General features: G+C 58.8%; 6 protein-coding genes. All 6 read right to left on the reverse strand.

Annotation, left to right across the window (positions count from 1 at the left end):
- Positions 1-58 precede the first annotated feature (58 nt).
- The 6 genes from ACMGE0_RS14150 to ACMGE0_RS14175 all read right to left on the reverse strand — a co-directional run bounded on the left by ACMGE0_RS14150 (position 59) and on the right by ACMGE0_RS14175 (position 13,118).
- Complete coding sequence (locus tag ACMGE0_RS14150; protein ID WP_436816505.1) at positions 59-2,302, reverse strand: tetratricopeptide repeat protein; 2,244 nt, start codon at positions 2,300-2,302, stop codon at positions 59-61.
- A complete protein-coding gene (locus ACMGE0_RS14155; protein ID WP_436816506.1) occupies positions 2,299-3,351 on the reverse strand; it encodes a family 8 glycosyl hydrolase in 1,053 nt (350 codons plus the stop codon). Before ACMGE0_RS14155 ends, ACMGE0_RS14150 begins: the two co-directional genes overlap by 4 nt.
- Positions 3,348-5,759: a cellulose biosynthesis cyclic di-GMP-binding regulatory protein BcsB gene (locus ACMGE0_RS14160; RefSeq protein ID WP_436816507.1), complete on the reverse strand. Its 2,412-nt coding sequence runs from the start codon at positions 5,757-5,759 to the stop codon at positions 3,348-3,350. Before ACMGE0_RS14160 ends, ACMGE0_RS14155 begins: the two co-directional genes overlap by 4 nt.
- Entirely contained in the window at positions 5,756-7,942 is a 2,187-nt protein-coding gene (gene bcsA / locus ACMGE0_RS14165; protein ID WP_436816508.1) for a UDP-forming cellulose synthase catalytic subunit, read from the reverse strand. The genes ACMGE0_RS14160 and bcsA overlap by 4 nt, the downstream gene beginning before the upstream one ends.
- A 45-nt stretch (positions 7,943-7,987) precedes the next feature.
- Complete coding sequence (gene bcsN, locus ACMGE0_RS14170; RefSeq protein ID WP_436816509.1) at positions 7,988-8,965, reverse strand: cellulose biosynthesis protein BcsN; 978 nt, start codon at positions 8,963-8,965, stop codon at positions 7,988-7,990.
- 754 nt (positions 8,966-9,719) lie between these two features.
- Positions 9,720-13,118: a TonB-dependent receptor domain-containing protein gene (locus tag ACMGE0_RS14175; protein WP_436816510.1), complete on the reverse strand. Its 3,399-nt coding sequence runs from the start codon at positions 13,116-13,118 to the stop codon at positions 9,720-9,722.
- Between the last annotated feature and the right edge of the window lie 2 nt (positions 13,119-13,120).

A 13,120-nucleotide genomic window follows, 5' to 3' on the forward strand; every position in this document is an offset into this window, starting at 1 on the left:
TAGCTTACCCTCCCAATAGCGCTGACCTTGCATGTTCCCATCGGTCACCGGTTCTCTGCTATTGCAAGGCTTCTCTCACATCGGCCAAGCCACGGCTGGCGTCCCGATTGCCGGTTGCCGCTGCCGCTTCGAAAATCTTCAACGCATCCCAATGCCTGTCGAGGTTCATGTAGCTATAGCCGCGCAAGACCATCAGATCGATTGGCTCCGGCTGCAGTTCGGACCTCTGGTCAAGATAAAGCAGAGCTTCCCGATAACGGCCGGCGTCGAAAGCTGAAACGGCACGGTCGGCAAGAATCGCGACTTGAAGCTCCATGGCTCTTTGCGAATTCTGCGGGGCTTTTGTGGCGGCGACCGCCGCCTTACTCGTGAGGCCAAGCCTGAGATAGGCCAGGCTTTGTCCATAAGCTGCATCCTCGCGAACGCTGCGTGTGCGGCTTTGAAGCGCAACCTCGAATGCAGCCGCTGCCTCAAGCGGGCGATTGAGGTCCATCAGACACCATCCGCGTGCGAGGGCTTGATCGGGAGAAAGCCCGGTTGCCTGCGCCGTTGTCGAGCAGCCTGTTGTCCGACGCGTCTCGACCGGCCTTGTTTCTCTTTGAACGACAACGGCTGGCGGGGTCGAGCCCTCAGCCTGAGGGACCGAACCGGAAGGAGGAGGATTGGCCTGTGCAGGTGCTCCGTCGGAAGCGACCGGCAGGGCGGGAGAGGGCGCGCGCGCCGTTATCAAGCCCAGATTGGCTATGCGCTCGGAGCGGCCGGCCCAGGCGCGCTGTATCGCCTGCACGCCGGCGCGGTCGTTGATCTGCTGTCTGGTGATGGCAAGTCCATAGGCGGAAGGTTCGTCATCCGGCTTCCATTGCAAAGCCGTCTCGAACCAGCGCGCAGCCGTTTGTGGCTGATTCAGCGTTCTGGCATACCAACCGAGCTGTTGAGCGGTTGGCACATATCGCTCCTGCAGCACGGTGGCGGCTATCCGCTGCAAAATGGGTTCGGGAAGCGAGGGAAGCGGATCACCGGCCAGGAGATTGGCTGTCGCGGCCAGATAGGTCGCCTTTGCCTCTTCGGAGTCGGTTCTCCAGTCGTACATGACCTCTTCAGCCTCGGCCATGGCGTTGCGCGCAATTAACGCAAGGGCAAGCCCTTGCGACGCCGAGGCGGAGTTTTCCTTCTCCCGTGAAGCGCGAAACCATCGTTCGGCTTCCGCCATGTTGTTGCGGCGAAGATAATACCAGCCGAGAAGCAGGGAATCCGAGGTGCGCTGCTCCCGGATGGCAAGGTTGCGAATACGCTCCGGATATTGCGGATCGAGTGCAAGCTCGGGCCTTTGGCTGGCTTCGGCCATGAACCGGCGGGCCAGGTCGTCGCGAATCCGGTCGAATTCACGACCCCCTGATGAATCTATCTGTTCGAACGCAAGGAGCGCTTGGGTGGAATCGTAGGGAAGGAGCTCCGCGGCCTTCTGGATCGTCGCCACTCTCTCCTGGGGATTAGAGCAGTTCCTCAGGATATAGGTATAGGCATCCGCGCCTCTTTGTGGGCGGTCCGTCCGGATGAAAGCTTCGGCAATGCGCCACAACACCTCGACATCGCTGCAATTGAGGAGGCTCGGAGTTGCGGCGCCGATGTCGATCACCGTTGAATATTGTTTGAGATCCGACGCGTTCACGAGCCGGATACGCGATTCAGCAACTTGGAGCCTTTCCAGAAGATCGGGCGGCGGCTGCCACCCGCTCTCCCGTGTCTGCCTTTCGGCGATTGCCTTCCGCACTTCTGCGTAACGCCCCTCTGAATAGAGCTGCCACATGCTTTCCAATTGCCGGTCGCGATTTTCCGGGACGGCGAGCGGATCGGTCGGGGGCGTCCAGTTGGGATAAAGAGCACGCAGGCGCGCTATTTCGGCTTCCAACCTGGCTCTGTCTCCTCGCTCCGCAAAATATCGCAAAGCGCTTTCATCGACTTCCGGTTCTGCCGGTTGGGCCGGTTGCGGTTGTGCAGACGGATCGGCGCTGCCTTCTCCTCCCCCCGGCGGCGGAGCCTGAGAGACAATCGGAGCGGGAGAGGGATTGGCGCCCTGGCTCGGCCGGGAGGGAAGTTGCGTCGCGCGGATCTGTTCAGCAAGCGTCCCTGCATCGGACTTTTGCTCATTTCGGGCAACACGATCTCCCTTGGGTGTCCCGGGAGCGGCAAAGATGGTCTGAGACCGGACGAGGATATCATTGAGCGAGGTGCCGCCGCGCATCGATGTCGCGATGCCCCCAGCGACAGTCGCAGTCAAGAAAAAAGCCAAGGGCAACTTCAAAGACACTCCGGATGCCTTTCCCTGACGAACGCCAGCGCCAGCAACTGCAGCGTGGACGGATAGTACAAGGTTGGTTCGAACCGCTGGGTCGTGCCCGGGATCTTTGTTCCATCAAGTACGCAGCTTATGACATGGTTGATGATCTGATAACCTGGGTCGCTGAGCGGCTCCTTGGCCCGGCCTGTTTCCAGATCGATCGTCGATATGGTTGCCCCGTCGTTGGTCATGCCCTGAGAAAGGCGAACAAGCAGGTCCCGGTTACTTATGCCGGCTCTTATGAGATAGAGCGGAATTCTCAATGCGTTATAGCCGAATTCTCGCGTGAAGCCCGCAGCAGGCTTTGGCTGTTGCGCAAGGCTCACCCATTCGGCAGGAAGTTTCCGCGGACCGAATTGCAGCGTCTGGAGCAATGCCAGACCATCGTTGGAGAGTTTGGTCCACTCGTCGGACGGTGCGAGCAAGTTCATGACCGGCAGCGCTTCAAAAATCCAGTAGGATGGATTTACAACCGGAGCATCCTCGCGCTCGCCCGCGCCGAATCCTTTCACCGCCGGCAGCAGAACGGTTCGTCCTCCCGCTTCCACGATCGTGTTCGACAGCAAACTGTTTGCGATCCTTGCCGCCGCTTCGACATAGTCGAGCCGGCGCCACGAAGAGCCTGCGAGCGCTAGGGCATAGGCGATCAGAATGTCGCCATCGGTGGCATTGTTGCTGTCGGTCACATGAGGGGTCGCGGCGGGGTCCCATTTCCAGACCGCCAGTCCGTCATCGCGAATCAGAAGCTCTGTGCGGGTGAAAGACCAGATTTGTTCGAAATCGGCGGGTTTGTCGGCGAGGAATGCAAGGAGCAAACCATATCCTTGTCCTTCGCTGTGACTGATATCGCCGTTGGCATTGTCAACGATCCGGCCGCTCTCGTTCAAAAACTTGGCTTTGTAGGCGGACCAGAATTCGGCGGAGACATAAGGCTCTTGCGCCGCTGCTGCCGCACTGAAGAAGCCTGCAAGAACGAGCATGGCTATTATGATCCACTGACGTCCGCCCTTCATCTATTCCTCCCAAGCGCCGAGAGCAGAGCCGCCGTCGACACCCCCAGAAGGGTAGCCGAAATCACGAGCGCCAGCGAATAGAAAAGGATGTTGCTTGAAAGCCAGTTGGCTGCGATTAAGCGATAATTGCCCAGTGACGGGCCAACCGTCTGCAGATAGGCAAACCGGGATGCAGGCAGAGGAGTAATCTTCTGTGTCGCGCTTGCATAGGTGGTCAAACGTCCGGCGACTTGCTGCCAGTTCCGTTGACGTGTGAGCTCCTCCGTGCCTTGTCGAAGCTCCCTCGGGGTTGGCGCGCTAATGACAGTCCAGGCGCCGGATCCGTTGGTGCTTTTGCCCTGTGCGAGAACAAAAGTATCGGTGCTCGAAGGGCGAAATATCTGCTCTGGCTGCGGCAGGAGCTGCAGCGAACTCAGCGAAATATCGAAATTTCGATTCAACCAGTCTTCAAATGAGGCGATCTGATCACGCCAGATATTTCCTCGAACTTGCGTGCGCCATCTTTCGAACGTTGTCGTGGTATCTTCGTTCCGGATTGCCGTATCGGCAGCACGCCATGCAGCGGCGCTTTCCGGCGCGAGATTGACCTGAGACAGCACCGTCGGAGAGACCTGTGAAATTGATCCTATGAAAATGGCATCGCGATTGCCGACGGCATTGGGAGAGGCGACGGTTTCAACGGGGATCGGGTGACCTGCCACAAATGCGAGACGCGCCAGAAGCGTTGCGGTGGCCGTCAGCGTGTCAGCATCAAACCGATCCATCCACAGCATGAGTGGATCCGTTTTGCGATTGTAGGGAAAAGCCGTTCCTGTGAGACCCTCCAGGTTTGGGATTCGGCCAATCCGCCCAAATTGCGGCATGTGGAATTCGGAACTGTCGAAAAGGGCAAAGCGGGGTTCATCGGAAGCCGTGGTACCAGGAATGCACGTCTTGTCTTCGTCGGTGAGGAGAACCGCCTCAAGTGAAACAGAATTCAATCCGGGCTTGAAATGGCGAAGCGTAATCCGAATGGGCAGATGCTGAAAGACGCCGCCGTTGTCAGACGTGATCGGCAGGTTGGTCGCGATGCTTCCGTTCACATAGACATCCAGGTGACTGCCGGGTTGGACATTATCGGCAAACGCCGTATCGATCAGCAAAGTCGCCTCGCCGTAAGCGCTGGCATAGAAATCGGATGGGACAGCGACATTGAAGCTCGTACGAAACCGGCGGCCCGAAAATTCCGTCGTCTTTATTCCCAATTGTGAAAAGGAGAGCCGTTCACCGCCGAAGAGAAGCGGTGCATCGGGAGCGGCCCAGCGCTGAGTGGCCATGACATCCCGCCGGATTTCAGGGGGACGATTCGTCGGCGCGACTATGGTCTCTATGGCTGCGTTGATTGCGTTCCAAGACGGCCCCGTCAAGAGAAGTACCTGCTCACCGCTATCGGGATCCCGGGTCAATGTCGCTATTGCAGCGGAACCTGCTGCGGGCGGGAGTGCGGGAAAAACAGGTTGCAGTTCAGCGACGGTGCCTATGATTACGCCAAATTTGCCGGAGCCGAGGGTTTCGAGATGGTCCGAATGGAAAGAGAAGAGCTGGTTCGGCATTCCGGATAGGAGCGAGAGGCCTTGTGCGAGCCGAAGCAATGATTTGGCGGGACCCGGTTGACTTGCAGCCGGTGCGAGAAACAGGAATTCGGCATTGCCGTTTGCATCGCCACCCACTGCCCGGATCGCCTCTGTCACCGATGGCGCGAGAGGGCGGGCGCCGCCAAATTCAAGAAAGGTTTGCGAGGGATCGAGACTGGTCCAGAGGTCGTAGGTAGATCGTATATCGCAATCTGTCCGATGACGTTGGGTCGCGCGAAACTCGACAAGGTTCACGCCCGGATGAAGTAAGCGAGGCGGAATGTCGAAGACAGCATTGCTCATGCCATTTGGCGAACTGATCCGCTTCTGTCCAATTTCGCGTTCGTTGATCGATATTGTCAGAAGCGAGGCTTCCGGGGCTACAACGATTGCGTTCTGGTACGAGAAATTAAGCTTTGCCGGCAGGGCGGCCTGCTCTTCGGTCAGATAGATCGACCAGGAATGGCGATCATGCTCCCCCGCCAGGGTCAATTCGGGCGCGGGGATGAGATACCGGCGGCTTTTATTCTGCTCCTGGGGCCTCGGCTCCTGACCGGTTGCAACCGGTGGAGGCGCCGCATCGGAGGATGCCGGCCCTTGTCGCTGAGGAGCGGAGGTTCCGTTGTGAGGAATTGGAGGGCGAAAGAGATCGGGAAATGCCAGTGGTGGGGGAGCAGACGGCTCTGCCGGTCGTTCGCTCGACATATCGAAAGGCGCCGGTTGGGCCGCCGAAATTCCCGCAGTGGCGAGAAGGGTGGTCAAAACGGCTATAAGGCATGAAAGGGCGCGGTTCATTGGATGCTGCCTCTGCCGAGGTTTTTGTTCTTTTTCCCGGCCATCCCGCGAAGGAAATATATCAACCCGCGTTGAGTCTGGTAGATGGACAACCAGAGAAACCAGATCGTTCCGCGCACCAGCCCCGGATTGCGGCGCCGGCTCTGTTGGAATTCAGCCCATTGGGTGGAGTTGGCGAAGATCAAATCGGCGATCCAGCGGTGATCCAATGGCCCCTTTGGCCGGTATTGGCAGCCAAGCGTAGTCACATCCCCCGAGACCTCGACATGTCTTACCACCAGAGGAAGCTTGACGGGTTCACCCCCGCCGTGAGGCTGAAATCTAATTTCGGCTTCTGTCGTGACATCCGGCTGGGACAGTTCACGGCTGAAGACTTGCAGGCGCGCACCGCCGACGGAGACGTCCTCGATGGAAGCGGCATGCCAGGTTCCGCCCATGCCGAACTCGCATCGGCGCCGGACTTTTATCCGTCGCGACGACGAGCGCTCTCCACGCTCGGAGACGACCCCGAGTGCACAGCCGGCAAAAATAAGATTGAGAAGGTTCCAGCCTCCGACAACCAATGTGACATCGGCTTTATAAGGCTCGGAGTAAACGCGATAGATTGCGACGCCCAATGCGATCGTCAACGCGGCAAAGATGACGAAAAATGGCCGGCTGATTTCGGAGAGCCGGCTGACGGCAACCGACTCGTCCTTGGCGGTGACCTTGAAGGTCGGCTTGCGCGGGTTGATCATGACGGAGATAACGGCCGGCAGCAGATGCACCGTCTGCATATACTCGTAGAGTTCCGAAATCCACGGCCAGCGAAACGACCCGTAGAGGTAATTCTGCATCATCAGGTTCACGAGCATATAGGCAAGCGTGTAGGCCAGAAACTCACCGCCGGAGGCGGTGAATATCTGCAGATCGAACAGGAGATAGCAAAGCGGCGCGAAGAGGAAGATCGTTCGTGGAAAAGGGAACAGCCAGAACAATGTCGACGACATGTAACAAAGCCGTTGCGGGAGAGATAATCCGCTCTTTAAGAGCGGAAAGCGGAAACGCAGGATTTGCATCATTCCCTGCGCCCAGCGGCTGCGCTGGCCGATGAAGCTCGCAAATGTCGCAGGCTGCAGTCCGGCGATCAACGGTTTGTCCACATAGACACTGTTCCATCCGGCGCTGTGGAGCGCCAACGCCGTCTCGCAGTCTTCCGTGATGCTGATCCCGCTGAACCCTTCGGTGGTTTCCAATGCGCGGCGGCAAAGCACGGCTGCGGAACCGCAAAAGAAGGCGGCATTCCATTTGTCGAGCCCCCTTTGGATGATGCCGTAGAACATCTCGTTTTCGCTTGGCATCCGATCGAATGTGCGGAGATTCCGTTCCAGGGGATCCGGATTAATGAAGAAATGAGGCGTCTGGACCAGAAAAAGCTTTGGATCGTCCTCGAAATAGCCGACCGTTTCCAGAAGGAAATCACGTGCGGGGGCATGGTCGGCATCAAAGACGGCGATCAGTTCTCCTTTCGAATGCTTTAGGCCGTTGTTGAGGTTGCCTGCTTTGGCATGTTCATTGCGGGAACGGGTCAGATAGTTGACCCCAAGCTCGCGGCAGAGGCTGCTCAGAATCTGGTTGCGGGCTATCGCCGCCTCGGCCTCCCGAACATCCGGTGAATTCTGCTTCTGCAGGGTCCCTCCGTCGTCCAACAACCAAACCGTCAGCTTGTCGTCCGGGTAGTCCATGGCCTTCGCCGCGGCGAGCGTGTTGGTCAGAAGCGTGACATCCTCGTTATAGGAGGGGACGAAGACGTCGACGGACGGGTAGCGTTTTTTCTCGGTCAGGCGTGATGGACGGGGCGGAAGCGGCATTGCAACGATGAAAAGGCTGAGCGCGAGCATCATGACGCTGTAGATCTCAGCGAGATAGAGAAGCAGGCCGGGAATGAAGTTTTCCGGCTGGTTTATCGGAGGGAGTGTTTCGGTCGTTCGCCAATAGACATATCGCAGAACGATGGCGGTGCCGAAGGCAAGCGCTATCAGGCGCCAAACGCCGTCGGCTTTCAGAATCTTGATGATTGCCATGAGCGAGACGACGGCGGTGCTGGCGATGAGCTGGGTCTGAAGATTGACGGGAAGTGTGATCAATCCGATGACACAAACGGCAATGACTGCCCATAAAATGATGCTTCTCGCCTTACGCATCGATATTCCCTTGGCTAAAGGTCGGCGCGCGACGCCGAACGCGCCTTAGTTCGGGCAGGCCGCCGTCATGGCGGCCGCGCCTATGCAATCGGGTGAGGGAACAATGGTTCCCGTCGGCTCCGGCGAACTGGAGCCGGTGGAGACGCCCGCCCCCAAATTCGGCAAAGGGACACGCGGCCCAGCTGGTGCTGCGGCTTGGGCTGGCGCCGGGGAAGCCTGCACGACAGCCTTGCGACGAGCAGGAACGCTCCGGGTAATGCCCGACGAAATGCCGTAGCCCAAGGGGATGGGTCCCTGAGAAAATTGTCCCTCCGGATAAATAGGTTGTCCGGTGCGACCGAGCCGTTTATCTGCTCCGGCTGCGCGTCCGTAAGGATTCCAGGCCGCACCCTGGAATGTTCCGACGATGGTAAAGCCGTACATTACATTGAGCATTTGCCGAGCCGGCGCCTGCCTGTCGCAAAGCCTCAGCCTTACTTGAATCATGCCGAAATCCCGGCCAATGCCGGAGGATGTGCTGGGGGAGCGGATCTGTTGCCACGCGAACAGGCATGTGTCGCCACCTTGGCTTCGCCCCGACGCATAGCCGAACGGGCCATAGGTGTTCTGAAGAAAGGTTGTGGCGCGGACCATCGAAACGCCCGGCGCAGCGCGTGCAATCTCCCGCCGAAGGTCGCTTTCGTTAATGGTCCTGAACGTCGCAGCGGGAGTGTCGGGCGTGGATCCCTGGGGGCCAAAGAAGTGAACCTTAAGATAGTTTTGTCCCGGTATTCTCGAAGAGGTCGAAAGCGCTACCGTTTGCTCAACGCCATTACCCCGGACACGTTCCACGACGCCTACAATTGCCGGCCCGCCCGGTGGCGGCATGATGAGAGCCTTCTCGCTGGCTACAAGTTGCGGTCCTGGCGGTTGTCCGATGCTTCCGGTCGTGCCGCATGCTGCAAGTGTTGCTACGGCACCGAGCCCCAGAGTTCCTCCTAGGACCCGCGCAATTGAGGTGGGCAATATCTTCTTCCCTGGCATCTTTCCGCAATTCGAGCCGGAAATTTTCCATTCAAGACGCAGGACTGTTAGAATTCAATAAATTATAAATATGCTTAATAGGTCGTTAACATCCTCAAGTGAGCGAAGAAATGAATTCTCCACAGGATTGTTGCCGGCCTTAGGCGCGGAGGACGGTTCTTCCTCACTTTGTGTGGTTGACAGAGCATTAGCGGGCACTTTGCTACTTACGGTGATGCAAACGAAATGGAAACGGCTACCCGGCCAGGCGTCAAGGTTCTGGGTATCACCCTTCAAGATGAAGAAAATTGGATTGTTTGCGCCACTGCGAAACCAATCGGAATTTGCCCCGGTTGTGGAACGCGAAGCCGTCATCGGCACGCTGGCACAACCGCAGGCTCCGAAACTTGCCAGTTCAGGGCGTGCTGTGAAAGTCAATCTCACACTGAACCGATGGCAGTGTCGAGACCGGAAATGCCAGCGCCGAACCTTCGCAGACCGGTTGTCCAAGATTGCGTTACCCTGCGCGCACCGAACAGAAGAATGGCGGAGATTATTAACCTGATTGGTCACAGCATGGGCGGTCGCCCAGGTGAACACTTGATGCATCGGTTCGGTATGCCGGTCAGCGACGACAAGATCCTGCGACAGATCAAGTGAAATGCTTCTATTTCAAGTCAAGGCACCAAAATAAGAGTGGTGGCATTGGCGATTGGGCCGGCGGCACTGCTCTGATCCCAAGAAGCTGGATCACTTATGGATCAGAGCAATCATCTTAAAACCTGTAATTTAGACCTATCTTAATGGAGTGGATACCAGTCTCGGCGGAAGATTGACGACCCTGAATGTTGGGCGAGGTCCCCGGGATTGTCCCATAAACCGGCTCTGGCGGCAGGTCAGGATCCCAGGTTTCGTAGCCAACGATCCCCCATCTATTCCTGGTTACGCCCTCGCGGGCCTGACTGAAGCTGAGCGATGTCGCACTGTAACTCGAATAGGAATACTCGCCCCTGATCGACCAATGACTGGTCAGCGCATATTCCGCGCCTGCGCCCAGGCTCCAGCCGAGCTTGATGGCGGAATCGGTTTCTGCAAAGAGCGGCTCCGTTCCGCTTTCGTCCGAGTTTGCTTGATACTGCGTTCGGCTGCCGCTTTGCTGCATGAGGCTGAGGCCAGCCGTGCCGTATACCATCAGGCGGCCAAACGAATAACCGAGGCGGCCCTTCAGGTTTGCTGTCCAGTCGAGCTGATACTCCGTTTCGGACTGCAGGCTGTCCAGATATCCGGCATCCGTTGCGTATGTTCGGGATTTGCCACCTGACTGGTTCAGAATCGAAAAGTCGCCTTCGAAACCGAGGACCATGCCGTTTTCGAGTTGCCAGTTGTGGCCGATCTGGGCGCCCAGGGTCCGCTTGCCGTCGGAAAAGTCCGGAAACTCCGTGGGCGAAATGGCGCTGCCGTTGGTCATCGTGGCAGTGCCGGAGACATTCCCGAACGCCTGGCCGAAATGCCCGCCGACATAAAGCCCGGTCCAGTCGTCACCCGGCGCGCCGAACGAGGCTTTTCCGAGCGACGTGATTTCCGGCATGTTGACGAAACCTGCGCCGCCGATCCGGTGCGTGAAAGTGATGCGGGCCGTGCGGCCGGGAGACGGCATGCCGGTGGTGGAGAGCGGGCCGTAGTAATACTGGTCGGTGAGGTTCTCGACGCTGAAGTTCAGCATCGTGTCCTCACTGAACTTGTAGCTTCCGAAAAGGTCGAACACCACGAACTCCGGCCAAGTATATTGCAGTCCGATCAGGCCGAACCCACTGTTCGTCGGTGGCCAGCTCGAGCCGCTGCGGACTGAGGAGAAGGTTGCGCGACCGCCGATCGTCAGCGCCTCGTCGAACATCCTGAAACCGGCGGTGACGCTGCCGCTCCAGTCCGGCGGCACGTAATTGGCAGGCGTGACGTTTGCGAGCACATCGTTCAGCTGCGGCGTGTAGCAACCTCTCTCCGGCGTGCAGTACTCGGCCGTGAGATATTTGGTGAAAGCACCCTCCGCAAAGAAGATGCCGGTATCGTAGGTGGCGGAAAGCTCGATGCCGTGGTAGTTGGCGCGGTCGATATTGGTGAAATGCTGCGCGGCGCCGAAGCTCCCCGGCACATTGTCGGTGACGATGAAATTGTCGTAACGGTTACGGAAATAGCTGGCCTTGAAGCCGAGCTTGTCCCCGGCAGTCAGCACGTTGTCCTGCAGGACGTTGAAGCCGAATTCCCAGTTTTTCGAGACCTCGCCTTGAAGATCCGGGTTAATCTGAAGCGTGTAGAGCTCCCAGTAAAGCTCTCGCAGGCTCGGTGCACGATACCCCTCCTTGTATTGTGCGAAGACCTGGAAGCCATCGAGCGGCTTGAGCGTCACGCCGAAGTTAGGGCTGAGCCGCGATCCGGACCGATCCGGGGCGGAGGCGTAAACCTGCTGGCCTGCCGCCTCGTAATAGTCGAAACGCGCGCCGGCAGAAAGCGTCAGCCAATCGGTCGGATCGAAGCTGAGCTTGCCGAAACCGCTGGCGAGCGTGCGGACACCGTTCGGGCCGCGGCTGCTCATGTCCGCCGGATCAGTCGGTGCCTCGGCGGATTCGTGGCGGAACTCGGCACCGGCGTCGAAAGTCAGCGTGCCATAGGACATGTCGATGATCGAGCGGTTCGAGATATCGCCGCCTGTTGTCGCCATGTCATGGTCGCGGATACCGAGCGGATAGGCCTGACCGCGATCATGGTCGAGTTTGGTATGCCAGAGATTGGCCCTCAGGTCGACCAGCGGATTGTCGCTCGGCTGGTTGCGATACCGCGCTGTATAACTGTCGAGCCTCGTGCGGCTGAGATTGAGCTGGCCCAGGTTGTTGATGCCCGGCCCGCTGATCAGCGCCTCGTCCTCCTCACCGGCCAGGCTGTCATAGAGCATGTAGCCAAGCTCGAAGAACTGGCCATCGCCCCACTTGACCTTAGCCTTGGCCAGGACGGAATTCGTTTCTTCCGACGTGTTGTAGACTTCGGCACCCGGACGCACGGTAGCGTTCTGGCCCGGCACCCAGGCATTGCCTTCCGAGAAGATGAAGCCGCCCGGAACATTGTTGCGGCCGGCGAAATAGTTGCCCTGCAGGCGCCGGGATATCGCGAGGACACCCTCGAAATTGTCCTGCAAGGTGGCGGCCGCAACGCTGCCGGACCAGCTGTCCCCGTTGAACCCGCCCGGACGATCGGTTTCTCGCCTCACCTTGGGTGATACGATACCCTCCGGCTTATAGGGAGCCGACAGCGTGTTGCTGCCGATCCCGCCCTTGAAGCGCATGCCCCAGTTATCGCCTTCCTTGACGAGGTCCTCGGCATTCAGCGTGCGCATGGCAATGCTGCCGCCGATGGCGCTGCCGCCCGCACCATCGCCGGGCCCCTTGGTAATGTCGATGCCGCCGATCATGTCGGGATCGACATAGCTTTCGTCGCGGGTGCCGGAATAGCCGCGATAGGAAGTCGAGGAGTTCAGCGCGCCATCGACCGTGGTGGCGACGCGGCCCATGCCCTGAAGGCCGCGAATGTTCGGGTTGAGCGAATTGCCGACGCGATTGCCGCCGTTCAACACACCGGGCGTCGAGGAAAACATGTCTCCGGGCGAGGTCGGCGCGACGCGATCGATCTGGTCGCGCGATATATGGGAAACCCCACCGGGCGTCTCGTAGGGCGTGTCCGGCGTGAAACTGCCATCAGGCCCGACACGTCCTCCCCTCAGCACGATAGGCGCAAGCGTGGTTTCATCGCCATTGCTCATGGCATCGCTGTCCTGCGAGGCCTGATCCGTGATCGTGATCGTGTTGCCGTTGGCATAGCTGTAACGTAGCCCGGAACCAGCCAGGAGAGCGCCTATGGCCTGGGATGCCGTCATCGTACCATTGACGGGCCGTCCGATGCTGGAAGCCAGCGGAGTTTCCGGAAAGACGACGTTGATGCCGGTCGTGCGGACGATATCGTTCATCGCGTGGCGAATTGGTTTGGCAGCAATTGAAAATTGATGCGTCTGCTGTTCAGCGACCTGTGCCAATGATGGCCTTGGCACGATCATCGCGCCGCTGATACCCGCAATCGCCGTTGCCGCCAGAAGGGCTGCCGCCCTGCTCCCCGATACTCTGCCCGTCATGA

Origin of the sequence: Neorhizobium descurainiae (assembly GCF_051400715.1) — a bacterium.
Classification (GTDB): Bacteria; Pseudomonadota; Alphaproteobacteria; order Rhizobiales; family Rhizobiaceae; genus Neorhizobium.

Excerpts from the sequence above, each read along its gene's own strand:
- ACMGE0_RS14160 (WP_436816507.1), bottom strand. The coding sequence starts at position 5,759 with ATGAACCGCGCCCTTTCATGCCTTATAGCCGTTTTGACCACCCTTCTC.
- bcsA (WP_436816508.1), bottom strand. The coding sequence starts at position 7,942 with ATGCGTAAGGCGAGAAGCATCATTTTATGGGCAGTCATTGCCGTTTGT.
- ACMGE0_RS14155 (WP_436816506.1), bottom strand. The coding sequence starts at position 3,351 with ATGAAGGGCGGACGTCAGTGGATCATAATAGCCATGCTCGTTCTTGCA.
- bcsN (WP_436816509.1), bottom strand. The coding sequence starts at position 8,965 with ATGCCAGGGAAGAAGATATTGCCCACCTCAATTGCGCGGGTCCTAGGA.
- ACMGE0_RS14175 (WP_436816510.1), bottom strand. The coding sequence starts at position 13,118 with ATGACGGGCAGAGTATCGGGGAGCAGGGCGGCAGCCCTTCTGGCGGCA.